Below are 26832 nucleotides of genomic sequence, written 5' to 3'. Positions count from 1 at the left end.
AGCGCCGCATCTGTTGTTCTCCTCCAAAGCCGGAAAAACAGTCAGCACAGAGCAACAGAACGTACAACCCTCACTTCAAGCTCTCAGGTCTTAACTGACGACACGCCGTAGAGAGACCGCCTCCCGCCCGACAGTCTTACCCTCGGTGTGAACATGAAGAGAACAAAAGGGCTTGTAAAGTGACTCTTTACGGTGCACAATCTCAAGACAGCCGTTCGGAGGAGGGAGTGAATGAGAGCCGAAGTTCGCCCGAAAGATCCCACCCATCCTGGCTGGTTTGTGAAGAGCAAAATCATCGAAAATCATGGGCTTTCTGTGACTGAAGCCGCACAGGCGCTTGGGGTTACGCGTCCAGCGTTGTCGGCACTGCTAAATGGTCGAGCACATCTCTCTCCCGAAATGGCTTTGCGCATCGAGAAAGCTTTTGGCTTGTCTTTAGAAACACTCATGCAAATGCAAAATAGCTTCGACATTGCACAGGTACGAAAACGGGCAGCTGATATCAAAGTTGTTCGGTTTACGCCGAAATCGGCTGCCGTGAGCAAGGTAAGGATTTCGTGACCTTGAAATCGTCAGTCAAAGTGAAAAAGGTCGCTCCAATTGATATGGCGGTGACGCTTGACACAAAGCGCATCGAGCTTTCGCGCGCCCGCATCATGGCGCGTGCTTGGTCAGAAACGATCGCGGAAACGCGCCGTACCAGCCAGGCCGCGTTGTTTACGCGTACGGCCATGGAAGCCTTTGCTGCCGACGTTGCGCCTGGCCTCGTCCTGAGCGGTCCGTTTGTCGCTGTACGCGGGAAGCTCGATGCAACTGCGCTGCAGCTGGCGCAGTCGATCGGACAGGAAGCGGCTGCGCTCCCCCTGCTGGAAGGCTGTCATTTCCTGACGAGCCTCTACACGACATTGCTCCCCGGCAATGAGCGCAGCGCCCTCGGCGCCTTCTATACACCGCCGGCATTGACGCAGCGCCTGCTCGATCTCGCCAGCGAGGGCGGCGTGGACTGGTCGAGCGCGCGCGTGCTCGATCCGGCAAGTGGCGGCGGCGCCTTCCTGCTTGAAGCGGCCGCGCGCATGCGCAGGGCGCTTAACGGCAGCGAGCCGGCTTTCATCCTCGCCCAGCTCGGCACCCGTCTCTCGGGCTTTGAGCTTGATCCGCATGCGGCGGGGTTATCACAGGCGGCCCTGGAAATTCTACTGTCCGACTTGAGTGCGGCGAGCGGCCGCAATGCGCCTGTGTTCCTGAAGGTCTGCGACACACTTGAGGAAACGCCGGCGGAGCAGTTCGATCTTGTGGTCGGCAACCCGCCATATGGCCGTGTGACGCTAACCGCTGCGCAACGCAGTCGTTATGCACGCGGCCTTTACGGCCATGCCAACCTCTACGGCGTCTTCACCGACATTGCCTTGCGGTGGGCGCGGCCAAGCGGTCTAGTCGCCTATCTGACCCCTACGAGCGTGCTGGGGGGGCAGTATTACACCGCCTTGCGCCGGCTTCTCGCGGCCGAAGCACCGCCGGTCGCCATAGACTTTGTGCATGCCCGGCGCGGCGTTTTCGAGGATGTGCTGCAGGAAACCCTGCTCGCGCTCTACCGAAAGGGCGGGGAGCCTGGGCGTTTCCAGGTCCATTACCTCCATGTCGATAATGAGCGCGAAGCGCGCCTGACCAAGAATGGCAAGGTGAGCCTGCCCGACGATGCTGGTTCGCCCTGGCTTGCGCCGCGCGAACCCGCCCATGTTGGATTGATCAAGGCAGCAGAAGGCATGGCCGCACGCCTCTCCGATTGGGGCTATGGTGTGTCGACCGGCCCGCTCGTCTGGAACAGATTCAAACCGCAGATGCGCGGCCGTGCGGCGCGCGGCCTACACCCGCTTATCTGGGCGGAAGCGGTGACGGCGGACGGCCGCTTCATTTTCCGCGCTGAGAAGAAGAACCATGCGCCTTACTTCAAGACAGAAGCTGGGGATGGCTGGCTCGTCGTTGATCAATCTTGCGTGCTCGTGCAACGCACGACGGCCAAAGAGCAACTGCGACGCCTGATCGCGGCCGAACTGCCGCAGGCGTTTATTGACGCGCACGACGGCGTTGTCGTTGAAAACCACCTGAATATGGTGCGCGCGATCGTCAAGCCGAAGGTGACGCCCGCAGCGGTCGCGGCCGTGCTCAACAGCGATGTGGTCGACCAGATATTCCGTTGTATCAGTGGAAGCGTCGCCGTTTCCGCGTTCGAGTTGGAGTCCATCCCGCTTCCGTCTCTCTCCGCCATGGCGCCGATCGAGCGCCTGGTCGCGAAGGGCGCGACACGCGCGGCGATCGAGAAGGTCCTGCGCGGCCTCTATGGCCTCAAAGCATGACATTGCCTACGCTGCTGTCCTGGAACGACATTCACACCCGCCTTCCTGAGATATTCCCGGAGGGCTCCGCGAACCGCGAGCGTTCGGTCTGGGAAATCGCCGCCAAGACCATCTTCGTGATGCTCTATGTCGGTGCGGTCGATGGCGCGGATCGATGGATCAGGCCCGATCAGGTCACACGCATGACGGACGAGCAGGCCGCGCAGGCGTGTGACGAGGCGCGCGATGCTTGGGCGAAAGCCTCGATCAAGCCGAGCAAGGCCGATGTGCCGGGCCGCTGGTATGCCGTGAATACGCGGGAATCCATCCGCGACGACACGATCCGCTATGCCTTGATCCAGAATGGTGCCGTCATCGAACGCCCCGGCCTGCCCACCACCTCCCCGGCGGGACGCTATGCCCTGCAAGGCGATTTCGCAGCGCTGCTGGCGCCCGGTCTCGATGAGGCCACGTTCATCGCGAAGGCGGCAGCCTGGCGGGAAAAGTACCTTAATGCCGGCGCGCTCGCGCGCATCGCGATCGTGCGCAAAGGCGCCGCCGGCGGCGGTGCCTACGAGCTAGTGACGTTCCCCAACGGCGAGACCCGGCGCATGGGGGCCGGGCCGAGCGCCGACATTTCAAAGGCGGTCATCGAGGTCTTCGCGCCGAAGTTCCTGGCAAAGCCCGGCGTCATCACTTTAAGCGAAAGCGGCAACAAGGTCGTGGCGCGGGATGATGAACTGGCCAAGGCAATCGGCCTGACGATCCCGGCCGACAAGAGCCTTCCTGACATCGTGCTAGTCGATCTCGGCCCGCAGCACCCCTTGCTGATCTTCGTCGAGGTCGTGCACACGGACGGCCCGGTCAACGACGCCCGAAAAACTACGCTCCTGCAGATTTCCGATGGTGCCGGGTTCGCGCCGCAGCACGTCGCCTTCGTGACGGCCTATCTTGATCGCGCCTCGCAGACTTTCCGGAAGACAGTCAGCGGCCTTGCCTGGGGCAGCTATGCCTGGTTTGCATCAGAGCCGGATAATCTCATCATCTTCAGCGGGAAGCCGCACCAGATCGAAGGCGGCTGATGGTGTGCCGCACGCGGGGACCAAGCAGGCGCTTATTGTCGACATGCTCGCGCGCGACAGTGGGGGCACCATCCGGGGACTCGTGGAAGTGAAGGGCTGAAAACCCAACACGGTCAATACTGCCCTCTCAACCCTTTGATTCAGTGGGCGCAGGATTGCCATTGAGCAGGCCGGGGAGGAAAGGCGCTCTCGGATAACGGCGGATTAGCTGCGTCGCGCGAAGGTGAGCACACGTTCGCTGAAATGCATCAGCTCCTGGTCGTTGATGGCTTCCGTTTCATAGGCAGCGTTGGTGTCGTGGTGAAAGCGGTTCGCGTAGGCGAGCAGCGCGCGCAATTCGTCAATATCGGGCTGGCTCAATATTTGGTTCTGCTGGCCGGCACGCTGCTGGCAAATGCCGAGGAATGGCCCGAGCAGCATACCCGGTGGAAATGCTGCGGGGTAGGCCACGCGCATAAAGGCTTCGAGGATGTGGCGCAGCGCAGCGGCGACACGGCGCTCCGCCGCCGGGTTCGCCGCTTGAAGATGCCCCTGCACGAGGGCGTGCCGTCGGTCGTGTTCGGTGATGCAGTCATGGTTTACGTCCCAGACCGCCAGCGTCGAGCCGACCCCGTCGCGCCGAATCAGGAGTGCCTGCCGCGCGGCAATATCAGCGCCTTCCCAAAGCTGGCAGAGGAAAGGCTTGGAATGCGAAAGCACGATGACTTGGCTGACGCGGGCCTGCATACGGCGCATCTCCTGCACCGTCGTCAGCGAGCGGTGCTCGTCAAGGCTGGTCATGGGATCGTCGATGACGAGGATTTTATGCGCCAGCTGCGGGTCTTGGTCGAGCGATGCAAAGAAGAAGGCGAGCGCAAGCGTGTTACGGTCGCCAGCGCTCAAGGTGTTGCGAAAAGCAGGGCCGGCGTTGGCGGTCAGCGCCACCTGAACATTATTTATGACGACGTTATAGGTGCAGGATGAGCCACCGCGCGTATTTTGCGGGCTAACCGATGCGAGCCGGAAACCCGCATTGAAGCGTTGCAGGTAGGTATTGATCGCGGTCTCATAGGCTGGGAAAATATTCTCGCGATAGTTGTTAAGCGCGGTCCGCGCCTGGGTACGCAGGTCTTCCGTAGCCGTCTTGTCCGCCTTTTCGGCAAGATAATCGGCACAGAGGCCGCTAACCGGATTGCTGTGGCGGACGCGCACGGACTGCAACCGCGCAAGATCGGCCGCGCGCGCGGCAACGTCGGCATTCGCCGCCTGCTCCTTCACGACCGCGATCTGGGTGTTGCGAGCCTGCAGCGCTCCGGACAGCGCGGCAACGTCAGCGCGGCGCTCGTCATAGTCGCGGATGAGAGCAAGCGTTTCGACGGATAGCGTCATCGCTTCGAGCGGCGAGGCTGCCTTGGCGCGCAGCACGGTCAGGACAGCATCGCGCGCAGCCGACCAGGTCCGCAGGACCGCCGCCGTATCTAGCTCAACCTCGGGAACATCGGTAAAGGCGTTCCAGAAGGTCCGGCCTTGTACGGCGATGCGCACGGCACGCTCGAAGGCGGCCGGCACGTCGCCCCCGTGGGTTATATGGATGCCTTGGCCGGCCTCGGTGATTGAGGATTTCAAGCCGTCATAGGCCTGACCGAAATAGGCTTGGTAGTGCGCGATGAGCGGCGATGCGTCCAAATTCTGCGCGCAGAAGGGGCAGACCTCGTGGTCCCGCCCTTCCGAAGCGCCTGCGATGCGGGTCATACCGTCACCGACCCATCCCTCGCCACCCTTGCCGAGGCGGCGTAGGTGAGCCCGCACCTGCGCCGCCGCATCCGCCTCAAGGTCTGGAAGGGTGCGGGCTAGAAGCGCCCCCATGGCGTCAACGTCGAAGGCGGGCAGTGTGAACGGCAGGAAAGGCGCCTGCTGGCGGATCGCATCGGCGGATCGCGCAGCCGCGAGGTTGCGCTCGGCCGTGGCGATCGAGGCCTCGATGTCGGGATCGGCGGGAAGGGCACAGAAATTATCTACGTTCAGGCCGCCGCGTGCGGCTGCGGGGATGGCGTTGCCTTTCAACGTCAGGGCGCGGTTGTGCTCCTCGATACGCGCGACATGGACCTGGAGCGCCGCATTGAGCGCCACGCCCTGCGCGCCAAGGATCAACTCGTGAAGGTTCTGGCGATGCCCGGTGCCGATCTCGACGCCCGAGCAAACATTTGCCGCAACAAAGGCATCGTCGAAGATCGCGATGCGTGGCATCGGAGTGGACCAGGCTCCATGCTGAAACTGCGCGGTGACGCCGCCGGCGAAGCCCAACACGACGTGCGGCGGATTCGCCGCCCCGAGGCGGTGGCGCTCTAGAACAAGGCTCGCTTCGCCTGTGCCGAGCGAGCGCAACACGGAAGAAAGGGTGGTCTTACCGCGCCCGTTCTCGCCATAGATGAGCGTCAACGTTGAAAGCGGTATCTGTGCGCCGGCGTTTACTGAGTCATACTGACCAATATTGCGCAGCAACTGGAAGCGTTCGAGCAATGGATCCCCCCGGACCGTTGATGATCGTGTTTTGTGTCGCGGCTGCCCGTATGGTGCTTAGGCACGGTAGTACCAGAAAATCCCTTCTTTGCCGCATTATAATGTTGTGGATAGCCAGAATGACTCGATCTTGGCTTCCGATCGGCAGCTTATGCTGATAATCGCCGTTCACCAGATGTGATCAAACGTCAGCTTTGTCCCAAGGCCGGCCATATTTCCGGCGTCCGCCTGTACTCGTGGCGAATCGTTGTTGAACTGTAAAAAGGAGCGCCTCCAGTCTTTCGTTCGAAGTATGGTATCAATCATGGCATTGTCAGCTTTGGATTTTGTAATTGATTGATAAATATGAAGTTTATGTGACCATAAACAATCGAGTGGGAATGATCCCGCGTCTGGTATGAGTTAATTTGTGTAGGCTGTAGCCTGTTGAAAACCCCGCAGAGATGCGGGGTTTTTTTATTGCTTGCAGGGCTGGCGATACATTCTGCGCTGAGCCGGTCTGGCCTTCTTTAACCCTTGGTCGAGGGGATAGGGGATTGTCGTCGGGAAACAGGATGGCGAGATCCATGCTTATTGTAGCGCTAGAGAGATCTTAATTAATTCTTGTAGTTTCGTCTTTGAAACTTCAATCGTGAAATACAACATGAAGAGGACCGAAAGTATCACAGTACTGTTTTCACCGCGGCTTCGGTGATGCAGTTCGGAAAGCATTCCCGGATATGGTCAAGGTTGGTTGGTGCCGAGGCTGGTGAATGCATTTTCAGCTTGGTCGTGTTCTTTTCCGGAGCGCTATTTCTGGTTTTGGGGATAGCGCCTTACCTGTTCAAGTCCGGACCTTTGCTGTCGGGCTTGTCCGGTTCTTCGAGGAATGACAGTGTGACATTCTTTGAAACTTAGGGAGTCTCCCGATGTCGATCCGGTTTCCTGCTTTTTCATCGTCGCTGTTTCTTGTTGGTCTGGCTCTGATGCCAACAGGTCTGGCGCCGACGGCCATGGCGGCCGGAACCGCCGAGAAGCCCTGTGAGACGGACCTCTGTCGGAGTGTGCGTCAGTCCTGGGCTGCGGTTCGTCATGGGACGTCCAATGCCGCCGACTGGACGAAAACGGAGAGCGTCAAAGGTTGGAATGCCACGAAGAGCGGTGTCTCCGACGCTGCGCACTGGACTGGCAAGGAAGGCGAAAAGGGCTGGAAGGCGACCAAGAACGGCACCAAAGAAGCGGTGCATGCTACAGGCGCCTGGACGAAAAAGACGGCTCATGAGCTTGATCCGGGCAGTCCCGCCAAGGCTCCGGACAGCAAAGCCGATTCAGCAGCTCAGTAAAACCAATCTGTGGCGCTACAAAAAAAGGCCTGTCCCTTGCGGGGCAGGCCTTTTTCATGGGGGAGAGGCGCTTATTCCATGTGATGCTTGTGACCCGTCAGGTCGGTCGTAAGCTGGGCGCGGGCTTCACCGTCCGGGTATTTTTCGGTGTGCAGGTTGATGTAGGTCTGTCCGGCCTGGACTTCCTTGACCTGATCGGGTGTGAGCTGGAGCGTCCCGGTCATGCGGGTGGTGTAGGGGCCGTTGATCGGGGCGAGGACGCCGGCATCCTGACCGTCCGGAGCCGGGCCATGCAGATGGGCTGCCGTCACGGGACCGGACAAGCCGTTATCTTCGAAACGGTAGGTCAGGGTATTCTTGGTGGTATCCAGCATTGCGGATGCTGAGCCCTTGATCGGGGCGGTTGCACCATGTTCGCCCTTGAACGGGCCGAAGAGATGCAGCGTTTCCGCGGAAGCGGGCAGGGCGGTCACTGACAGGCCAAGGGCCAGTGTCGTCAGCAGAAGTCCAGTACGCATGGAAGTCCATCCTTGCAGAAGTTGGACTGACTGAACGTGTGCTCAGGTTTCGAGTTCGGTATTCCAGTACAGATAATCGCGCCAGCTTTCGTGAAGATAATGTGGGGGAAAGGTCCGGCCGTTTTCCTGAAGGAGGCGGCTGCTGGGTTGAACGGGTTTGCGGTGCGGATGCATGCCCAGTTCGCTTGGCAGTTTTGAGCCCTTGAGCAGGTTGCAGGGGCTGCAGGCGGTGACAACGTTTTCCCAGGTTGTGCGGCCTCCGCGGGCGCGGGGGATGACGTGATCGAAGGTCAGTTCGTGCGTGGGCAATCGGTCATGGCAGTACTGACACGAGAAATTGTCCCGTAGGAAAACGTTGAAACGGGTGAAGGCCGGCTTGCGGGCTGTTGGAATATAGTCTTTCAGCGCGATGACGCTGGGCAGGCGCATGCTCTGGCTGGGGGAGTGGACGACGGCGTCTTCATATTCGGAGAGGACCGAGACGCGGTCTAGGAAGACGGCCTTGACGGCTTCCTGCCAGGACCAGAGCGAGAGCGGGAAATAGGACAGCGGACGGAAATCCGCGTTCAGGACAAGAGCCGGAAAATGCTGACTGCTGACGGACACCACACGCATCCTTTCTGCAAGGACGACACATGCGGGGATTACGGCGCCGAATGAAAACGGGACAAACAGCGGGAAAACACGTGTCGTCGGCTTCTTTGAGAAAACTATTCCAGTAAACTGCCCGGACCGCAAGCTAACGCTGGTGACACATTCATGACGCCTCCTGCCACGACACGATTTGCGCCGAGTCCCACGGGATTTTTGCATCTGGGGCATGTGGTTTCGGGGCTGTATTCGCGGATCATGTCCGGAGAGGCTGGAAAGTTTCTGATTCGTATCGAGGATATTGATACGACGCGCTGTACGCCGGAACTGACACAGGCGTTGCGTGAAGATCTGGACTGGCTTGGACTGACATCAGACGGGCTGGTCCGGCAGCAGTCGGAGCATCTGGCAGAGTATCATGTCGTGCTGGACACCCTGCGGCAGCGGGGATTGTTGTACCCGTGTTTCTGCACGCGACGGGAGATTGCCGAAGCTGCGACGCAGGTCGCGCCGGATGGGAGCTTCGTTTATCCGGGGACCTGTCGGCACGGCGCAGCGCGGAAAGGACAGGGGCGTGAGCCGGTCTGGCGGTTGGATATGGGACGGGCGCTGGATGTGTTGCAGGAAATGCCGGGCTGGCATGAGGTCGGGCACGGGCGTGTTGCAGGAAAGGCCGATGCGTTTGGTGATATCGTTCTGGCGCGGCGGGATACGGGTGTGTCGTATCATCTGTGCGTCACGCATGACGATGCGCTTGAGGGCGTGACGACTGTCACGCGGGGGCGGGATCTGTATGAAGCGACGTCAGTCCAGCGTGTGTTGCAGGACCTGATAGGCTGGCCGGAACCGGCTTATGCGCATCACACGCTCATTCTGGATGCGGATGGGCACAAACTGTCCAAACGGGATGGTGCGGAAGGTGTGCGGGTTCTGCGGCAGGTGGGCTGGACGGCCAGACAGGTGCTGGAGCACCCGCTGGTGCGGCAGGCTCTGGAGGCGAGCCTGCCGACAGGGGCTTATTCCGGCGGGTAAGTGCCGGGATAGGTGACGTCCTGCGACGGTCCCGGAGCGTGCGGGGCGCCTTTCTTGCCGCAGGCGGTCAGGCCGAGGGCCATGACTGCCATGCTGACGAGCAGCAGTTTTTTCATGCGGTTTCTCCAAGTTTGGCGAGCCAGGCTTCGGCCTGATGCTTCACATTGGCCGGGGCGGTGCCGCCTTCGCTGGTGCGGGATGCCAGAGACGCCTCGACGGTCAGGACATCAAAGACGCCCTTGTTGATCTGCGGTTCGACGGACTGCATGTCTTCGAGTGACAGATCGGCCAGATCGCAGCCTTTCTGTTCCGCCATGCCGACCAGACGACCGGTGACGTGATGGGCAGTGCGGAAGGGAACGCGCAGTTCGCGGACCAGCCAGTCGGCGAGGTCGGTGGCGGTAGAGAAGCCCATTCCCGCGACTTCGCGCATCCGGGTCGTGTTGGCTTTCAGGTCGCGGATCATGCCGTCCATGGCGGCCAGCGAGAGCGTCATGGCCTCGGTGGCGTCAAAGACGGGTTCCTTGTCTTCTTGCGTGTCCTTGGCATAGGCGAGGGGCAGGCCCTTCATGACCGTCAGCAGGCCCACGAAATCGCCCATGATGCGGCCGATCTTGGCGCGGACGAGTTCAGCGGCGTCCGGGTTGCGCTTTTGCGGCATGATGGAGGAGCCGGTCGTGAACGCGTCCGACAGTGTGATGAAGCCGAAGGGGGCGGAGGCCCACATCACGATTTCCTCGGCCAGACGCGACAGATGCATGGCCTGAAGCGATAGGGCGGAGAGGAACTCGAGCGCGAAGTCACGGTCCGAGACGGCATCGAGCGAATTGGCGGTCGGGCGGTCGAAATCCAGCGCTGCGGCCGTCATGCGACGGTCGATCGGGAAGGACGTTCCGGCAAGGGCGGCCGAGCCGAGCGGACATTCGTTCAGACGCGCCTGGGCATCGCGCAGGCGGCCACGATCGCGCGACAGCATCTCGACATAGGCCAGAAGATGGTGGCCGAACGTGACCGGCTGGGCGACCTGAAGATGGGTGAAGCCCGGCATCGGCGTTGCGGCATGTTCCAGCGCACGGGTGGCGAGGGAGCGCATCAGGGAGGCGGTCTGCTCCTGCAGGCCGTCGATGGCGTCGCGGACCCAGAGGCGGAAATCGGTGGCGACCTGATCGTTGCGCGAGCGCGCCGTGTGCAGACGTTTGCCGGCCTCGCCGATCCGCTCGGACAGGCGGGCCTCGATGTTCATGTGGATGTCTTCGAGGGCCGGCGAGAACTCGAAGCGGCCTTCGCCGATTTCTTGTGCGATGTCACCCAGGCCCTGACGGATTTCGGCCAGTTCGGTCTCGGTCAGCAGGCCGACTTTCTGGAGCATGGCGGCATGGGCGAGGGAGCCGCGGATGTCCTGTCGCCACAGGATCTTGTCAAATCCGATGGAGGCGTTGATCTCGCCCATGATGGCGGCCGGACCCGAGGCAAAGCGGCCACCCCATTGCGGATTGGCGGCTGTGCCTTCAAAGGATGTAGCGGCATCTGATTGTGTGTCGACAGGAGCGTTTTTCATGGGAACCGTAAACAGATGATTCGGAAGCAGATCGACCGGCGAACCCTTCTTGGAAGAGCCGCCAGCCTAGCCGCGGCGGCTTCCCTCTGCAATTGCGGGCTGGGGAATTCTGCCCGGGCAGCGGATGGTGTGCAGCCGATGCTGCCGTCGCTCAAGCCCGGCGCGCCCAGGCTGGAGCCCGTGAACTTCCAGCTTGTGGGGCCCGGGGGGACGGCGCTTTCCCTGTCCACGATGAGGGGGCGGCCTTTTGTGCTGCATCTGTGGGCGACATGGTGCCCGCCCTGCAGACTGGAACTGCCGGCGCTCAATACGTTCATCGAGAAAACAGGCTCGACCGTGCCCGTGATCCCGGTGGCCGTCGCCAGCCCGATGCCGAAAGTCATGGTGTTTCTGGCGCAGGGCAATCTGCCGCATATCGCGCCCTGGACGCTCGGGCAGCATGAGTTTTCCCAATGGTTCACATCCGGTGAGCCAAGTCTGCCCATGACCTGCGTGATTGATGCGCAGGGGCGGATGCGGGCCAGTGTCGAAGGGGAAATGGCTTGGGCTGCACCGGAGAGCCGGGCGTCTCTGGAAAAGATCCTGTCGGGTCTTCAGGCATCCAAGCCGGCGTGAATTCCGGTCTGCTCAGTCGGCGGAGTGTTGTTTTCGGGACGGTGGGGCTCGCGGTTGCGGTCGGTTACGGGGCCTCGAAGCTGGCTGGGACGGGGGTACGGCGGGGTATGCCGATTGACCGTCTGATGCCGGGGAAAGCTGTTTCGGGGCCTGTTGGCTTCGGGCTGTCGGGTCCCGGGGGCGTGCGATATGCCCTGACATCGCGTCGGGGCGCGCCTTTCCTGCTGCATGTCTGGGCCACGTGGTGCTTGCCGTGCCGTCATGAACTGCCGGGGCTGGTGGCTTTCATGAAGACATGGGGGCCGGACTGTCCGGTCGTTCCGGTAGCGGTTTCAAGCGGATCGCCGGAAGAGATCCATGCATTTCTGGAGCGCAATGATGTGGCCGGGCTGCCCGTCTGGACGGTGGCCGGGGAGGATCTGAAGGCGTGGTGCGGGAACAGGGCGCTTGCCATCCCCGTAACATTCCTGATTGATAATGCAGGGTGCATTCGCGCAACGGCGGCGGGATCGCTGGACTGGGCGGCTCCCGGCGCGCCTGCCGCGCTGCGCCGGGTTCTTGCCGCGACGAGCGCCTGAGCTCCCATGCGACAGACCTGCTGTAATGTAAGAACGGATTTCCAGCATGACTTTTCTCCTGACACGTCGTCATCTTTTGGGAGGGGCCGGTGCCCTTCTGGTTTCGGGACGGGCCATTGCGGCAACGGCTGCAAAGGAAGAGGCTGGCAAGGGACTGCCTTTCGAGCCGAATTCCTTTGGAAAGCTCGCAACGCCGAAAGTTCTGCCGCCGCTGAGCGTGCAGAACGAGCAGGGGCAGGACGTGTCGCTGTCGCATTGGTACGGCAATCCGTTCATTCTGCATTTCTGGGCAACCTGGTGCCCGCCCTGCATCCGCGAACTGCCTTCGGTGAATGCGACGGCCAAGGCTCTGGATGCGGATGGGCCACAGATCGTGGCCGTTGCGGTGCGTGGCAGCACCATTCCGAAGGTTCGGGCGTTCTATGACAGCCACGGGATCGACACGTTGCCGGTGCTTGTTGATCCGGTGTCGGGTGTGATGATGGAGACGGCGGACCAGGCGGCTCTGGTGCAGTCCATCCGGCAGGTACGTCCCGCTGACCTGAAAGAACTGACGCCGGATGTCATGTCCCTGCATGGTGTGCCGCGTTCGCTGATCCTGAACGGCAAAGGCGAGGTCGTAGCAGAATCCATCGGGAACATGGACTGGTCTGCGGACGCCGTGAGGCATACTGTGCGGGCATTGGCTGGATAGTAAGAGTGTGAAGTCCTGATGTCTGCTCCCCTTCTCGGCGCCAGTGATCCGGCGCCTTTCCTTCTTTTTCCTGAAAAGACGCCGTCGCCGTTCGTGTTCGTCAGCGACCATGCGGGGCGGGCGGTTCCGGATGCGCTGGGGGATATGGGGGTGCAGACCGAGGACTGGCAGCGGCACATCGCCTGGGATATCGGCATCGTGGGCGTAGGGCGTGTCCTGCACGAGCTGCTGGGGTCCGCGCTGATCGAGCAGGTTTATTCCCGTCTCGTGATCGACTGCAATCGTGCGCCGGGCCATCCGACGTCCATGCCGCTTGTGAGTGACGGGACGCCGGTTCCGGCCAATCAGGCCGCGCAGGAAACGTGCCGGGCAAAGCGGGAGCGGGAAATCCTGCATCCGTATCACGATACGATTGCCGAGGTTCTGGTTGAGCGCGGACCACGCCCGACGGCGCTGATCGCGCTGCACAGTTTTACGCCGCAGATGAACGGCAAGGATCGGCCCTGGCAGATCGGCATCCTGCACAATCAGGACAGCCGCATGGCCTCGATTGCGCTGGACCTGCTGCGCGAGGACACGACGCTGTGTGTGGGCGACAATGAACCTTACGTTCTGACGGATACGTCCGACTACACGGTGCCACGGCATGCGGAAGCGGCGGGGCTGCCTTATCTTGAAATCGAGATCCGGCAGGACCTGATTGCCGAAAAGACCGGACAGCGGGACTGGGCCCGGCGTCTGGCAGCGCTGCTGCCGAAGGTCTGGGAGACGTTGGTAGAGGGGCCGGGCGCATGATTGACGGTCACACGAAACTTGCAGGCGTCATGGGATGGCCGGTGGAGCATTCCCGTTCCCCGCTGATGCATAATCACTGGTGCCGGGTGAATGGCGTGAACGGGGCTTATGTGCCGCTGCCGACCCATCCGGACGGCTTTGATAAGGCCCTGCGTGGACTGGCAGCGGCCGGGTTTCAGGGCGTAAATGTGACCATCCCGCACAAGGAAGCGGCGATGCTGGCCTGTGATGAACTCACGCCGACGGCCAAGCGTGCGGGCGCGGTGAACACGATCTGCTTCGTGGCTGGACGGATCATCGGTGACTGTACGGATGGTACGGGGTTCTGCGATAATCTGAGTGCACATGACGTGGCGATTGCCGGTCGGGCCATGGTTCTCGGGGCGGGTGGTGCGGCGCGCGCCGTGGCGGCGGCGCTTCTGGACCGGGGCTGCGAGGTCGTGATTGCCAACCGGACCCTGGAACGGGCGGAAGCACTGGTTGAGGCACTCGGCGGCGGTGAGGCTGTGGCCTGGTATGAATGGCCGTCGCTGCTGTCGGGCTGTTCGCTTCTGGCGAATGCCACATCGATGGGCATGGGCGGTAAGGCTGGCCTGGACTGGGATGCGGCCCTTCGGGAGGCCGCGCCGGGGCTGTGTGTGACGGATATCGTCTATACGCCGCGCGAGACGCCGCTTCTGCTGGCTGCTCAGGCGCGCGGGCTGCGGACGGTGGATGGTTTGGGAATGCTGGTTCATCAGGCACGGGCCGGGTTTCGGGCATGGTTCGGCGTTGATCCTCAGGCGGACCGGACGACGTTCGATCTGCTGGCAGCGAGCCTGCGCACTGACGCGTGAAGATTATTGGTCTGACCGGGGGGATGGCGGCCGGGAAAAGTAGGGTCGCCGCGCTTTTCCGCAGGGAGGGCGTGCCGGTTTTTGATGCGGATGCGTGTGTCCGGGCGCTTCAGGATGAACGGGGGAAAGCCCTGCCTCTGATCGGGCAGGCCTTTCCCGGAACCGTGGTTGAGGGCCGTCTGGATCGTGCGGCGCTTCGCGAGGCCGTGCGGGGGCAGCCCGATGCGCTGAAGCGTCTGGAAGCCATCATGCATCCGCTGGTTCGGGCCGAGCGCGAGCGGTTTCTGAAGCAGTGCCGGGCGCGGCATGAACCGTTCTGTGTGCTGGACATTCCGCTACTGATGGAAATTGGCGAGGACCGCCGCTGCGATGTGGTGGTGGTGGCCGAAGCTCCGATGGGGACGCGTCTGGCCCGCATCCGGCAGCGCGGTCGCAGTGGGGGGCGCATGAGCGTGGCGGATGCCCAAGGGTTGCTGGCGCGCCAGATGAGCGACCATGAGCGCAGACGCCGGGCCGACATCGTGATACGAACCGGCCTGTCGCGTGGACAGGCCGTCAGGCAGGTCCATGCCCTGTTGCACCGGCTTCGTGAGGCGTCATGAAACGATCCATCCTGTTCGATACGGAAACCACGGGCTTTGACCCGGATATGGGCGACCGCATCATTGAGATCGCGGCGCTCGAACTGATCGACGATCTGCCGACGGGTGAGGCCTATCACGTCCTGATCCATCCTGAGCGCGACATTCCGGCCGAGGCGACCAAGGTGCACGGGTTCCGGATCGAGGATCTGGAGGGAAAGCCGAAATTCGCCGAGGTGGCGGACGGGTTTCTAGAGTTCATCGGGGACAGCCCGATGATCGCGCATAATGCCCGGTTCGATTTCAAATTCGTCAATGCCGAACTGAAAGCGTGCGGTCGCGAGCCGCTCGATTATGCCAGCCGGGCCATCGATACGGTGGAAATGGCGCGGAAGAAATATCCCGGTCTGCCCGCCAGTCTCGATGCGCTGTGTCGGCGCTTCGGCATCGACCTGTCGCAGCGTGGCACCCATAACGCGCTGCTGGACTGCAAGCTTCTGGCCGAAGTCTATGTGGAATTGATGGGTGGCCGTCAGCGCGGACTGGGTCTGGCGGGGCCGTCCCGCAGTCGCAGCATGACGGACGGGATCAATGCGCTTGCCAACCGCAAGCCGCGGAAAATGGCGCCTCCGACTGCCGAAGAGCTTCAGGCGCATGAGGCGTTCGTGAGCACCATCAAGGATGCGGTCTGGCTTCGCGAATGATGCGGATCCTGTTCATCACGTCCAACCGTCTGGGCGATGCAGTCATTTCAACGGGCGTGCTGGAGGCGTTGCAGAAGCGTTATCCGGCGGCGATGTTCACGGTGGTCTGTGGCCCCGTGGCGGCGGGACTTTTCGAGGCTGATCCGCGTTGCGAGCGCATCATCACCATGGAAAAGCGCCGGCATGACCGGCACTGGATTGATCTGTGGCGCGCCTGTTTCCGGACGCGCTGGTTCATGGTCGTGGATCTGCGCGGTTCGCTGATTGGACTGACGCTGCGGGCACGTCGGCGGATTATTGTGCGCGGTGGACGTCGTCCGGGGCGGCGGGTCGAACAGCTTGGAGAAGCACTCGGATATCGTAGGACGCCCATGCCGCGTGTCTGGATTTCGGAAAAGCAGCGGGCGGCGGCTGTTGCGGCCTTGCCCGAAGGGCAGTGGCTGGCGCTGGGGCCGACGGCGAACTGGGACGGGAAGATCTGGCCACCTGAGCGTTTTGTGGAACTGGCTCAGGCGCTGAGGGCGGAAAATCTGCGTCCCGTCGTGTTCTATGGCCCTGGCGAGGGGGAGCGTGCGCGGGCGGAACCGGTGTTGAAGGCGCTGCCGGAGGCTCTGGATCTTGGCGGAGACAAATCGCTGGGCGAGGTTGCCGCACTTCTTCAGCGCTGTGCGCTGTTTGTTGGCAACGATTCCGGGCTGATGCATCTGGCCGCCGCTGCCGGGACGCCGACGCTTGGGCTGTTCGGGCCGTCGCGAGCTTCGGAATATGCGCCGGCCGGGCGGCTTGCACGGTTCGTGGAGGCGCCGGGGCCGGAGGGCCATGCTCCCATCGAAGGGCTGGATGTTGCGGCTGTGCTGAGGGCTGCGGAAGAAATCCTGCGTGAAAAAGACGTGTGTGTTCCGGACAGGCGTTCGGACTGACTTGATGCCCTGTCGGTCATGGCCGATAGAAGAAAGATGAAGTCTGCATCGTCCAATGGATACCGGGGTCGTGTGGCCCATGTGATGGCAGGGGCTCCCAGGGGGGGCGCGGAGCTGTTCTTCGAACGTCTGACAATGGCCCAGACGCGGGACGGACGTCCCGTTCAGGCGCTGATCCGGCAGGATGAAGGCCGGGTCGCACGGCTTGAGGAAGCAGGCGTTGACACACAGTCCTTCCGGTTCGGCGGACTGCTGGACCTGCGGACCACGCCGGGGCTGCGGCGCAGTCTCAAAGCGTTCAGGCCGGATGTGGTCGTCGCATGGATGAGTCGGGCCGCACGGCTGGTGCCATCAGGGCCGTGGCAGATTGCCGGGCGTCTGGGAGGCTATTACGATCTGTCGAATTATCGCCGCTGCGATCATCTGATCGGCAATACGCGCGGTCTGGCGGAGTGGATGCGGGGGGAGGGCTGGGCGGCCGATCGTGTGCATCATCTCCCCAATTTCGCGACGGATTTTTCGTCCGTGACGCCGCTGCGGCCCGCCTTTCTGCCGCCGGATGTACCGTTTGCCCTGGCGCTGGGGCGGCTGCATGAAAACAAGGCCTTCGATGTGCTGATCCGGGCGATGAAGCATCTGCCGGGCGTGCATCTGGTGATTGCGGGCGAGGGGCCAGAGCGTGGAGCGCTTGAGGCACTGGCAAAGGCGGAAAATGTTGCGGATCGGGTGCATCTTCCCGGCTGGATCGCGCAGAGCGGGCCCTGGCTGCGGGCGTGTGATGTTCTGGTGTGTCCCTCCCGGATCGAGCCGCTGGGTAATGTTGTGATCGAGGCGCTGTCGGCCGGGGTGCCGGTTGTGGCGAGCAATATTCAGGGACCGCAGGAAATCCTTGAAGGGACGCAGGACGGTCTGCTGGCCGAGGTCGAGAACGAGCGCGATCTTGCGGCGCAGATCGGCAGCGTTCTGGATGATGAGACTGTGGGGCAGAGTCTTTCCGTGAACGGGCGGGCGCGGTTCGAGCGGGAGTTTGCCCAGGATGTTGTCATGGCGCGATGGTCGGCTTTTCTGGACGGAGTGCGGGCCTGATGTGTGGAATTGCGGGTCTTTCCTGCCTGCCGGGGCATCATCCGGATCAGGACGCGCTGGAGCGCATGTCGCAGGCCATTTTCCATCGCGGCCCGGATGGGGAAGGGCGGCTGGATCTGGGTGGTGCGGCGTTGCGTCACCGTCGGCTCTCCATCGTCGATATCGCGGGGGGCGCGCAGCCGTTCAGGCTCGGCGCGGCGGCCCTGATTGCGAACGGGGAAATCTATAACGATCCGGCTATTCGCAGGCGCTTCCCCAAAACCTGTTTTCAGACCCATAGCGACTGCGAACCGCCTCTGCATCTGTGGCTGCATGATGGGGCAGGTTACACGCATGAACTGCGGGGCATGTATGCCATTGCGATCGTCGAAAACGAGCATGGGCGGCATGAGATGGTGCTGTCGCGTGATCCGTTCGGCATCAAGCCGCTCTATATCGCGGCGTATGAGGGCGGCATCGCGTTTGCGTCCGAGCCGCAGGCGCTGCTGGCGGGCGGTTTCGGTAAGCGCAGCGTCCGGGAAGGTGCGCGTGACGAGCTGATGCAGCTTCAGTTCACGACGGGGCAGGACATCATTTTCGACGGTATCCGCCGGCTTCTGCCCGGTGAGACGCTCCGGATCGTGGATGGGCGAATCGTGGAATCGCGTCGGCGGCATGTTCTGCATGAAGCGCGGGATACGGTTCCGGGCCGCCTGAGCGATGAGCAGGCGCTGGCACGGCTGGATACGGCACTGCTCGACAGTGTGTCGGCGCATCTGCGGGCAGATGTGCCGCTCGGGCTGTTTCTGTCCGGCGGGATCGACAGTTCGGTTATTCTGGCGGCGGCGCATCGTCTGGGGCTGCCGCATCCGCGGACCTGGACGGCGCGTTTCGATGCGGGAAAAGCGGATGAGTCCGCTGATGCCGCAGCATTGGCGGCGTCTGTCGGGGCCGAGCATCACGTGCTGACCGTGACGGAAGACATGGTCTGGCGTGAGCTGCCATCCATCGTGGCATGCATGGATGATCCTGCCGCCGATTATGCTGTCATCCCGACATGGTTTCTGGCGCGCGAGGCGCGAAAAGACGTGACCGTTATTCTCAGCGGGGAGGGCGGGGACGAGCTTTTTGCAGGCTATGGCCGCTATCGGCGCGTGATGAAGCCCTGGTGGAAGGGCGGTCGTGCGCCGTACCGGTCCGGGACGTTCGGCAAGCGTTTTGCAGAGCATGGGCGGCAGTGGCGTCGCGGGATCGCCATGACGGAACTGGCTCTCGGGGTTTCGGGGCTGGAAGGCGCTCAGGCGCTGGATATTGCGGAATGGCTGCCCAACGATCTGTTGCTCAAGCTGGATCGGTGCCTCATGGCGCATTCGGTCGAGGGGCGTACGCCGCTGCTCGATCCGGTGGTGGCCAAGGCGATCTGGCCGCTGCCAGAGCATTTCAAGGTGCGGGACGGTTACGGGAAATGGCTTCTGCGGCGCTGGCTTCAGGATGCGCTGCCGCAGGCGCGTCCATTTGCTCCGAAGCAGGGCTTTACCGTGCCGGTCGGGCCGTGGATCGAGAAGCAGGCGCATCGTCTGGGACCGCTGGTGGCACGTCAGCCCTGCATCCGGACCATGATGCCCGCAGCCGACGTGGAGCGTCTTTTTGCACGGGCCAGCCAGCGCGGTGTGGCGCGGCAGGCCTGGACGCTGCTGTTTTTCGCGCTGTGGCACCGTCATCATATCGAAGGGGTTCCCGTGGACGGGGATACGTTCGAAACTCTCTCGCGCGCTTCATGAGTGTCTTACTGATTTGCAAGGACGGAACATGCATTACGATCTGATCATCCGCGGCGGAATCTGCGTTTTTCCCTGGGGCGAGGCGGAAGCGGATATCGGCGTACGCAACGGGAAAGTGGCGTCGCTGTCTGTCGGATCGGCGGATGAAGCGGACCGGGTGATTGATGCGCGCGGCCTGCATGTCCTGCCCGGCCTGATTGATGCGCATGTTCATCTGCGCGATCCGGGCAAGCCCGAGGTCGAAACACTTGAGACCGGAACGCGGGCTGCAGCTCTGGGCGGTATCGCGACGGTGTTCGACATGCCCAACACGTCGCCGAGTGTGACAGATGTGACGATGATCGACTGGAAGCGCGATCATATCCGCAAGACGGCGCATGTGGATGTCGGCATCTATGTCGGCGCGACGCGGGAGAACACGCCGGATCTGGCGATTCTGGAGCAGCAGCCGGGTGTCTGTGCGGTGAAGGTTTTTGCCGGGTCTTCGACGGGCAATCTGATGATCGAGGACGATGCCGGGCTGGAAGCGGTCATGCGCTCGGGGCATCGTCGTGTGGCCTATCATTCCGAGGACGAATACCGTCTTCAGGCCCGCAAGCCGATGTTCCATGAAGGTCAGCCTTACGAGACACACAGCGTCTGGCGGGATGTGGAATGTGCCTTCCTCGGCACGCGCCGCATCATGGCGCTGGCGCGCAAGACCAACCGTCCCGCGCATATCCTGCATGTCTCGACGGCTGAGGAACTGGATTATCTGGCGGATTACCGCGATATTTCCACGGTCGAGGTTCTGGTGAACCATCTCACGCAGGTGGCACCGGAATGTTACGAGAAGCTCGGTGGTCTGGCCGTCATGAACCCGCCTCTGCGCGACCGGTCGCATTGGGAAGCGAGCTGGCGGGCCGTGCGGGATGGCCGGGTGGATGTGGTTTCGTCCGATCATGCGCCGCATCCGCTTGAGGCCAAAAAGCTGCCCTGGCCGAAATGCCCGGCGGGTCTGACGGGGACGCAGACGATCGTGCCGGTCATGCTCGATCATGTGAATGCGGGACGTCTGTCGCTGGCGCGTCTGGTGGATCTGATGGCGGCAGGGCCGGCACGGGTTTACGGGTTGCAGACGAAGGGGCGTATGGCTGTCGGATTCGATGCCGATTTCACACTCGTGGACATGAAGGCCGAGCGCGAGATCACGAATGACTGGATCGTCACGCCGGCAGGCTGGACGCCGTTTGACGGAACGCGTGTGACGGGCTGGCCGATGGCGACGATCGTGCGTGGAACGGTCGTGATGCAGGACAATGAGGTCTCCGGCGGCCCGACTGGTGAGCCTGCCAAATTTGCGCCTTGATCTGGGCGTAGGGCGCGCAACGCTTCGAACAGGAAAGGGAGCTGTATGAGACGTTGCGTTGTCGCCATCCGTAAGGCGGCGCTGTTCGGTCTGGTGTTTGCAGGGATCGCTGGTGCCGGGTCGGCCAGTGCGGCCGAGGCGGCATGGACCGCTTCAAAATGTGGCGCCGAGCCGCAGGCGCCTGCGGTGAAGGCCGCGACGGTCGCGCAGTATAACGAGAGCGTGGATCGCGTGACGGCTTATGAAAAGGCAGCCCGCGTTTACAATGCGTGTGTCGCGACCCAGGCCAACCGGGAAGAGACGGCCATCAGTCAGGAAGCAAGTGCGCGAATTTCCCATGTCCATGCGGGCAGCGCGGCTGTTCAGTCCCATATTGCGGCGTCGTTCCAGACGCTGTCCGCCAATCTGGCCGCTGCCAGCCGCAAACTGGGCCATCACTGAGGCTCTACAAAGGCCGCTGCGATTCTTACTGCCCCATGCGTTCCTGATTCTGAGCCGGGGTCAGGGATGTGGGGCCGCCATAGGTCTGGCGGGCGACATTGGACATGAGATCGGGGCGCGCCCAGCAGGTCGTGCCTTCGAAGCTCGTGGTGCAGTAGGGTTGCGGCGGAGGCGGCCCAGTCGGCCGGGCGCAGAAACTTTCGTCATCGTACAGATAGGCCGTGTTGCAGTCCTTCCCCGTGACGGCGGAAGCGATGCGATCCGGCGCGCAGCCTTCAAGCGCGCAGAACACCAGGGGAAGCAGCAGGAGCGGGACGGGCTTTTTCATGGCCGTCAGGATGCTTCCGGTGCGGTTAAGGAAGTCTGAATGTCGGCCGGATTTTCTGCCGTGATACCGTTTTTCACAGTCACGGACTGCTTCAGCCAGCCTTCGGATGTGTGAAGCGTTTGCCGCGACGGTGCGGCGCCTGTATGGTCGCGCAAACAGTTTGAAGACCGATCCAGCAGGGGACCAGGTGGCAGACGATTTCATCACGCAGGTGAACGAAGAAATGCAGGCGCAGCGGTTGCGGGCCATGGCACGGCGCATTGGCGCCGTGGTGGGCGCCGTGGCCGTGATTGGAGCCATCGGTGGTGGCGTGTGGGGCTGGAACAGTCACGCGCGCCATGCAGCACAACAGGCGGCATCGGCACGGTATTTTACCGCCATGACGGCACTGTCCGATCCCAAGCATGACGCCGCGGCCACCCAGAAGGCCACCGCGACCTTCCAGGATCTGGCGGAGCATGGTCCGGTGGGCGTGCGCTCCTATGCCGCGCTGCGTCTGGCGGATCTGCAGAGCCAGGCCCATCAGACGGACGCTGCGCTGAAGACGTGGCAGGGTGTGGCGGATGATAACGCTGCCGATCCGGCCCTGCGGGACATGGCGCGCTACATGAGCCTGAACGCCCGGACTGCGACGGCCGATCCGAAGACGCTCCGCCCGGGCTATGAAGCCTTGGCGCAGGGCGGTGGTGCCTGGGCTCCTCTGGCTCAGGAAGGTCTTGCCGCGCTTGACCTGCGTCCCGGTGCGACGGCGGACCAGCAGAAGGAAGCCCGGCGTATCCTGACGCAGATCGTTGGCAGTGAAAACGCGACCGAAGGGGTGCGTGCGCGTGCGCAGGCCCTGCTCGAGACATTTGGAGACGCCGGTTGATGCGCCGTCCTGTTCTTTCCCGCTCTTCCCTTTCCGTGAACCGCTCCATGGGGCGCCGTGGTCTTCTGCGGACGGCCTGCTCGGGCAGTGCCCTGGCCGTTCTGGGCGGTTGCAGCCTGTTCGAAGACGACAGGAAGCCGCCTCTGGCCGGACATCGCGTGGACGTCCTGTCCACGGGCGCCGGGCTGACGGTTGATCATGACGATCATACGCCGATCAGCCTCGGCCCGGTCCAGCCGGTGCGGGAATGGCTGCAGGAAGGGGGGCGTCCATCCCATGTCGCCGTGAATGCGGCATGGAATGGTCCGGATCTGGCCTGGAGCCATTCGGTCGGCGCGCCGACAGATCCATCCAGCTTTCTGGCGACGATCGCGATCATGCCGACCAACCGTGGGGCGATCCAGTCACCGCCGGTCATCGGTAACGGTCATATCTACACGACGGATGCGCAGGGCGTGGTGAAGGCCTGGACCTGGCCGGAACGCCGTCATGTCTGGACGCGTCAGCCTGCCACGGCCAGAAGCCGCTCGACCAATATTGGCGGCGGCCTCGCCCTCGATGGGGACACGCTCTACATCGTGGATGGTGTGGCTCAGGCCCTGGCCGTTGAAGCCCTGACGGGCAAGGTGAAATGGCGCGTCAGCACCGGAACGCCGGGCCGCTCCGCGCCGACGATCGCGGAAGGCCTCATGGTCTTCGGAACGATCGACGAGCGCCTGATCGCGCTGAACGCCAATACGGGTCATCAGGTCTGGACGTATCAGGCGACCGCATCCGACACGGTGATTTTCGGGCAGTCCGCCCCGGCTTTCGTGGATGGCGTCATTCTCGCGGGCTTTGGCAGTGGCGATCTTGTGGCCCTGCGTGCGGCGTCGGGCGAGATGGTCTGGAGTGACAGTCTCGGCGGTTCCAACGGCATGGGCGCCATGCTCGACTTCTCCTGCATCCGCGGCGCGCCGGTCATCATGGACGGGACGGCCTATGCCGTGTCCATGTCCCGCGTGCTGGTGGCGATCGACATGCGCTCGGGCCGTCGCTTGTGGGAACGTGAGGTCAGCGGGCAGAGTCCTATGGCGATCTGTGGCGACTGGATGTATGTCCTGTCCACGGATCAGCAGATCGCCTGCCTGGATCGTCTGTCCGGGCATGTGCGCTGGATCACGCAGCTGCGTCGCTTCATCCGCGTTGACGTGGAAAAGGATGCGATTGCCTGGGTGGGCCCGCTTCTCGTGAACGGCAAGCTGATCTGCTTCTCCACCTTTCCGAAAGAAGGCATGGCTGTCCTGAATGCCGTGACCGGGAAACTTGAACTGACCCGCAAGACCGTCGCCCCGTGTCAGGTTCAGCCGATCGTCTGTGACGGTCATGTGCTGACCGTGTCCCAGGACGCCGTTCTGCGGGCCTATGGCTGAACGAATGACCTCTGAGAACCTGCCCGTTGTTGTTATTGCCGGGCGCCCGAATGTCGGGAAATCCACTCTGTTCAATCGGCTTGTCGGCCGCCGTCAGGCGATCGTCTCCGACATGCCGGGCGTTACGCGCGATCGCAAGGAGGGCGAGGCCCTTCTGCGCGGCCGTCGTGTCCGGCTGATTGATACGGCCGGGCTGGAGGAAGCCGCACCGGATACGCTGTACGGGCGGATGCGGGCTTCGTCCGAGTCTGCTGTTGCAATGGCGGATCTGGTGCTGTTCTGCATTGATGCACGTTCGGGCATCACGCCGGCGGATGCGCATTTTGCGAGCTGGCTGCGCCGTCAGAACCGTCCGGTTCTGCTGATCGCCAACAAGGCGGAAGGGCAGGCCGGGACGAATGCGGCTCTTGAGGCCTATTCGCTCGGGCTGGGAACGCCGCTGGCACTGTCCGCCGAGCATGGCGAGGGCATTGCCGATCTCATGGGTGAGATTGCCGAGCGTCTGCCGCCAGCGGAAAAATCCCGTCGTCGTGAGGCTCCCAAGGCCGAAGGCGAGGAAGACGAGCGTCCGGCCGGTCCGCTGCGTCTGGCGATCATCGGTCGTCCGAATGCGGGCAAGTCCACGCTGCTGAACTGTCTGCTGGGCGAAGAGCGGATGATCACGGGGCCGGAAGCAGGTCTGACACGTGATTCCATTACGGTCGAACTGCATGACGAGCATGGCCCCATCCAGCTGGTCGATACGGCGGGGATGCGCAAGCGCGCCCGCGTTGAGCAGCATCTTGAAAAGATGTCCGTCTCGGCTTCCATCGAAGCCCTGAAAATGGCGGAAGTGGTCGTGCTGGTGATCGATGCGACGCTTGGCGTGCATGAGCAGGATCTCCAGATCGGCCGCCTGATCGAGCGTGAGGGACGGGCCTGCGTCATTGCACTGAACAAGTGGGACGCCGTTGAGGACCGGAACGCGACCAAGAAGGCGATCCTGGACCGTCTGGAAATCTCGCTGGCCCAGGTGCGTGGCATTCCGGTCGTGACGTTCTCCGCACTGACGGGGGCAGGCGTGCATCGCCTGCTTCCGGCCGTGCGGGAAGTTTACGAGATCTGGAACTCGCGCGTCTCCACGGGTGAACTGAACCGCTGGTTCGAGGATGCGCTCGAGCGTCATCAGCCGCCGCTTGTGGATGGTCGTCGTCTCAAGCTGCGTTACATGACGCAGGTGAAGGCACGTCCGCCGACATTCCTGCTGTTCGGCACGCGGGCGGAGCAGCTTCCGGATTCCTACAAGCGCTATCTCGTTAACGGACTGCGTGAAACGTTCCACATGCCGGGTGTTCCGGTGCGTCTGCAGCTGCGCGGAACGAAAAATCCTTACGCGGAAAAGTGATTTTCTGTTCGTTTGGATATAGACCACACCCCTGATCGATCATTAATACAGGACCGGCTGTTTCCGGTTTCGGAACGTTCGGTCCTGTCCCCTTGAAGAAGGGTGTGTTTCGGGGGAGGTGACTACGGGTATGGTTGGGATTGCTTCGTCTTCCAGTGAGGGGCTGTCCACGCAACAGCCCCGCAGCACGGCACGGGCGACAACCCTTGGTATTCTGGCGGCTCTGGCCGGACTGATGTTCGGCCTTGATACCGGCGTGGTCGCCGGTGCGCTTCCATTCATTGCAACTGATTTTCATGCAGGCGATGCCCTTCAGGGCTGGATTGTCTCGTCGATGATGGCCGGGGCAACGGTCGGATCGCTGTTTGCGGGGCGCATTTCGGTCCGGTTTGGTCGTACGGGCGCCATGCTCGGGGCGGCGATCCTGTTCCTGATTGGAACACTGCTCTGCGCCCTGGCGCCCGGTCCTGCTGTCATGATCATCGGGCGGCTTTTCCTCGGGCTTGCGGTTGGTGTGGCTGCCTTTGCCGCCCCGCTCTACATTTCCGAAATCACGGTTGAGTCCGTCCGTGGCGCCATGATTTCGTTCTATCAGCTCATGGTGTCCTTGGGGATTTTCCTCGCGTTTGTCTCGGACAGCCTCCTGGCGCCGGGCGGACACTGGCGCTGGATGCTCGGCGTCATGGCGTTGCCGGCCAGTTTCTTTCTTGGAATCGTCCTGATCCTGCCGCACAGCCCGCGCTGGCTGATGATGCGCGGGGAAAAGGAGCGTGCGCGTCGCGTTTTGCAGAGCCTGCGCTCGGATGAGGAAGTGGCCGAAGCGGAACTGGTCGACATCCAGTCGCGCCTGCAGAAGAGCAGCGATGCGGGTATGGGGCTTTTCAAAAGCAATCCGAATTTCCGCCGGACCGTCTTCCTCGGCATGCTGCTTCAGATCATGCAGCAGCTCTCGGGCATCAACGCGCTTCTGTATTACGCCCCGCGCGTCTTTCAGGCGGCGCATTTCGGGACGAATGCGTCCATCTGGGCCACGACGCTCGTGGGACTGACGAACATGGCGCTGACCGGGGTGGCGATTGCCTGTGTCGATCGGTGGGGGCGGCGTCCATTGCTGATCCTCAGCTGCGGAATCGCGGCATTCTCGCTGGCAGGAGTAGGGATATTGCTGGCCATCGGTGCGCAGAGCTTTGGGCTACAGCTTCTGTTGTGCGGATTCGTTCTCCTGTTCGTCGCGGGTTTTGCCATTGGCGAGGGGCCGCTGGTCTGGACGCTGTGCTCGGAAGTTCAGCCGACGCGGGGGCGGGATTTTGGAATTGGCTGCTCCACGGTGACGAACTGGGCCGCGAACTGGGCTATTTCCAACATGTTCCCGCTGGGCATGGCGATGATGGGGGCGTCTTCGACGTTTCTGATGTTTGCCGTCTTCAATGGTCTTTTCATTCTTGTGACCCTATGGTTCGTTCCGGAAACGAAAGGCGTCTCGCTCGAAAGGCTTGAGGCCAATCTTTTTGCAGGCACCCGCCTGCGTGATCTGGGACGCTGAGACG

The 26832-nt window shown here is 62.4% G+C and carries 27 protein-coding genes; 21 read left to right on the top strand and 6 right to left on the bottom strand.

Going from position 1 to position 26832, the window contains the following annotated elements; all coding sequences use genetic code 11:
• The first annotated feature begins 231 nt into the window (after positions 1-231).
• From HKD27_RS15085 to HKD27_RS15075, 3 genes are read left to right on the top strand one after another with little or no spacing between them, the layout of a single operon-like run.
• Positions 232-561 carry a HigA family addiction module antitoxin gene (locus HKD27_RS15085; protein WP_194690062.1) on the top strand — a complete coding sequence of 110 codons (330 nt, stop codon included), beginning with the start codon at positions 232-234 and terminating at the stop codon, positions 559-561.
• Positions 558-2354 (top strand): Eco57I restriction-modification methylase domain-containing protein, encoded by a 1797-nt coding sequence (locus HKD27_RS15080; RefSeq protein WP_197436623.1) that lies wholly within the window; start codon positions 558-560, stop codon positions 2352-2354. The genes HKD27_RS15085 and HKD27_RS15080 overlap by 4 nt, the downstream gene beginning before the upstream one ends.
• On the top strand, positions 2351-3415 hold the full coding sequence (locus HKD27_RS15075; RefSeq protein ID WP_194690061.1) for a BsuBI/PstI family type II restriction endonuclease: 1065 nt from the start codon (positions 2351-2353) through the stop codon (positions 3413-3415). The genes HKD27_RS15080 and HKD27_RS15075 overlap by 4 nt, the downstream gene beginning before the upstream one ends.
• Positions 3416-3619: 204 nt before the next feature.
• On the opposite strand, the gene HKD27_RS15070 is transcribed toward HKD27_RS15075, so the two are convergent.
• Positions 3620-5914 (bottom strand): AAA family ATPase, encoded by a 2295-nt coding sequence (locus tag HKD27_RS15070; protein ID WP_194690060.1) that lies wholly within the window; start codon positions 5912-5914, stop codon positions 3620-3622.
• Between the two features lie 908 nt (positions 5915-6822).
• Here HKD27_RS15070 and HKD27_RS15065 point away from each other — a divergent pair.
• On the top strand, positions 6823-7236 hold the full coding sequence (locus HKD27_RS15065) for a hypothetical protein (protein WP_194690059.1): 414 nt from the start codon (positions 6823-6825) through the stop codon (positions 7234-7236).
• Positions 7237-7307: 71 nt separating this feature from the next.
• Here HKD27_RS15065 and HKD27_RS15060 read toward each other — a convergent pair whose 3' ends face one another.
• Together HKD27_RS15060 and HKD27_RS15055 are read right to left on the bottom strand one after the other, a co-directional pair.
• Complete coding sequence (locus HKD27_RS15060; protein WP_041112172.1) at positions 7308-7754, bottom strand: CHRD domain-containing protein; 447 nt, start codon at positions 7752-7754, stop codon at positions 7308-7310.
• Positions 7755-7796: 42 nt separating this feature from the next.
• Positions 7797-8369 carry an HNH endonuclease gene (locus tag HKD27_RS15055; RefSeq protein WP_194690058.1) on the bottom strand — a complete coding sequence of 191 codons (573 nt, stop codon included), beginning with the start codon at positions 8367-8369 and terminating at the stop codon, positions 7797-7799.
• Between the two features lie 144 nt (positions 8370-8513).
• Here HKD27_RS15055 and gluQRS point away from each other — a divergent pair, with 144 nt between their 5' ends.
• Complete coding sequence (gene gluQRS / locus HKD27_RS15050) at positions 8514-9377, top strand: tRNA glutamyl-Q(34) synthetase GluQRS (protein WP_194690057.1); 864 nt, start codon at positions 8514-8516, stop codon at positions 9375-9377.
• Here gluQRS and HKD27_RS16535 read toward each other — a convergent pair.
• Positions 9362-9493 carry a lipoprotein gene (locus HKD27_RS16535; protein ID WP_228119200.1) on the bottom strand — a complete coding sequence of 44 codons (132 nt, stop codon included), beginning with the start codon at positions 9491-9493 and terminating at the stop codon, positions 9362-9364. The two genes, gluQRS and HKD27_RS16535, sit on opposite strands and share 16 nt — an antisense overlap.
• Positions 9490-10935: an argininosuccinate lyase gene (gene argH / locus HKD27_RS15045; protein WP_194690056.1), complete on the bottom strand. Its 1446-nt coding sequence runs from the start codon at positions 10933-10935 to the stop codon at positions 9490-9492. The genes HKD27_RS16535 and argH overlap by 4 nt, the downstream gene beginning before the upstream one ends.
• A gap of 15 nt (positions 10936-10950) precedes the next feature.
• Here argH and HKD27_RS15040 point away from each other — a divergent pair, with 15 nt between their 5' ends.
• The 12 genes from HKD27_RS15040 to HKD27_RS14985 are packed head-to-tail and all read left to right on the top strand — an operon-like array spanning position 10951 to position 21293.
• On the top strand, positions 10951-11550 hold the full coding sequence (locus HKD27_RS15040) for a TlpA disulfide reductase family protein (protein WP_194690055.1): 600 nt from the start codon (positions 10951-10953) through the stop codon (positions 11548-11550).
• Positions 11547-12128, top strand: coding sequence for a TlpA disulfide reductase family protein (locus tag HKD27_RS15035; protein WP_194690054.1), 582 nt, complete (start codon positions 11547-11549; stop codon positions 12126-12128). Before HKD27_RS15040 ends, HKD27_RS15035 begins: the two co-directional genes overlap by 4 nt.
• 46 nt (positions 12129-12174) lie before the next feature.
• Positions 12175-12822 carry a TlpA disulfide reductase family protein gene (locus HKD27_RS15030; protein WP_194690053.1) on the top strand — a complete coding sequence of 216 codons (648 nt, stop codon included), beginning with the start codon at positions 12175-12177 and terminating at the stop codon, positions 12820-12822.
• Between the two features lie 18 nt (positions 12823-12840).
• Positions 12841-13617, top strand: coding sequence for an N-formylglutamate amidohydrolase (locus HKD27_RS15025; RefSeq protein WP_041112177.1), 777 nt, complete (start codon positions 12841-12843; stop codon positions 13615-13617).
• Positions 13614-14453, top strand: a complete 840-nt coding sequence (locus tag HKD27_RS15020; protein ID WP_194690052.1) for a shikimate dehydrogenase — start codon at positions 13614-13616, stop codon at positions 14451-14453. Before HKD27_RS15025 ends, HKD27_RS15020 begins: the two co-directional genes overlap by 4 nt.
• Positions 14450-15055 (top strand): dephospho-CoA kinase, encoded by a 606-nt coding sequence (gene coaE, locus HKD27_RS15015; protein ID WP_194690051.1) that lies wholly within the window; start codon positions 14450-14452, stop codon positions 15053-15055. Before HKD27_RS15020 ends, coaE begins: the two co-directional genes overlap by 4 nt.
• Positions 15052-15738 (top strand): DNA polymerase III subunit epsilon, encoded by a 687-nt coding sequence (gene dnaQ / locus HKD27_RS15010; RefSeq protein WP_194690050.1) that lies wholly within the window; start codon positions 15052-15054, stop codon positions 15736-15738. Before coaE ends, dnaQ begins: the two co-directional genes overlap by 4 nt.
• Positions 15738-16658 carry a glycosyltransferase family 9 protein gene (locus tag HKD27_RS15005; protein WP_194690069.1) on the top strand — a complete coding sequence of 307 codons (921 nt, stop codon included), beginning with the start codon at positions 15738-15740 and terminating at the stop codon, positions 16656-16658. Before dnaQ ends, HKD27_RS15005 begins: the two co-directional genes overlap by 1 nt.
• 36 nt (positions 16659-16694) lie before the next feature.
• A complete protein-coding gene (locus HKD27_RS15000; protein ID WP_194690049.1) occupies positions 16695-17744 on the top strand; it encodes a glycosyltransferase in 1050 nt (349 codons plus the stop codon).
• The gene (asnB, locus tag HKD27_RS14995; protein ID WP_194690068.1) at positions 17744-19504 is read left to right on the top strand and encodes an asparagine synthase (glutamine-hydrolyzing); all 1761 of its coding nucleotides are present in this window, start codon (positions 17744-17746) and stop codon (positions 19502-19504) included. The genes HKD27_RS15000 and asnB overlap by 1 nt, the downstream gene beginning before the upstream one ends.
• Positions 19505-19532: 28 nt before the next feature.
• Positions 19533-20852: a dihydroorotase gene (locus HKD27_RS14990; RefSeq protein WP_194690048.1), complete on the top strand. Its 1320-nt coding sequence runs from the start codon at positions 19533-19535 to the stop codon at positions 20850-20852.
• 45 nt (positions 20853-20897) lie between these two features.
• On the top strand, positions 20898-21293 hold the full coding sequence (locus tag HKD27_RS14985) for a hypothetical protein (RefSeq protein ID WP_228518575.1): 396 nt from the start codon (positions 20898-20900) through the stop codon (positions 21291-21293).
• A gap of 25 nt (positions 21294-21318) precedes the next feature.
• On the opposite strand, the gene HKD27_RS14980 is transcribed toward HKD27_RS14985, so the two are convergent.
• Positions 21319-21621: a hypothetical protein gene (locus HKD27_RS14980; RefSeq protein WP_194690047.1), complete on the bottom strand. Its 303-nt coding sequence runs from the start codon at positions 21619-21621 to the stop codon at positions 21319-21321.
• Between the two features lie 187 nt (positions 21622-21808).
• Here HKD27_RS14980 and HKD27_RS14975 point away from each other — a divergent pair, with 187 nt between their 5' ends.
• The 4 genes from HKD27_RS14975 to HKD27_RS14960 all read left to right on the top strand — a co-directional run bounded on the left by HKD27_RS14975 (position 21809) and on the right by HKD27_RS14960 (position 26828).
• Positions 21809-22489, top strand: a complete 681-nt coding sequence (locus tag HKD27_RS14975; RefSeq protein ID WP_370544284.1) for a tetratricopeptide repeat protein — start codon at positions 21809-21811, stop codon at positions 22487-22489.
• Entirely contained in the window at positions 22489-23901 is a 1413-nt protein-coding gene (locus HKD27_RS14970) for a PQQ-binding-like beta-propeller repeat protein (protein WP_062496858.1), read from the top strand. Before HKD27_RS14975 ends, HKD27_RS14970 begins: the two co-directional genes overlap by 1 nt.
• Positions 23902-23905: 4 nt before the next feature.
• On the top strand, positions 23906-25285 hold the full coding sequence (der, locus tag HKD27_RS14965) for a ribosome biogenesis GTPase Der (protein ID WP_034953656.1): 1380 nt from the start codon (positions 23906-23908) through the stop codon (positions 25283-25285).
• A 130-nt stretch (positions 25286-25415) separates the two neighbouring features.
• Positions 25416-26828, top strand: coding sequence for a sugar porter family MFS transporter (locus HKD27_RS14960; RefSeq protein WP_194690045.1), 1413 nt, complete (start codon positions 25416-25418; stop codon positions 26826-26828).
• Positions 26829-26832: the final 4 nt, after the last annotated feature.

Source organism: Gluconobacter sp. R75690, assembly GCF_015244525.1.
GTDB classification, from domain to species: domain Bacteria; phylum Pseudomonadota; class Alphaproteobacteria; order Acetobacterales; family Acetobacteraceae; genus Gluconobacter; species Gluconobacter potus.
The sequence above is the reverse complement of the archived record's forward strand: the minus strand, read 5'-3'. Positions and strand labels throughout refer to the sequence as shown.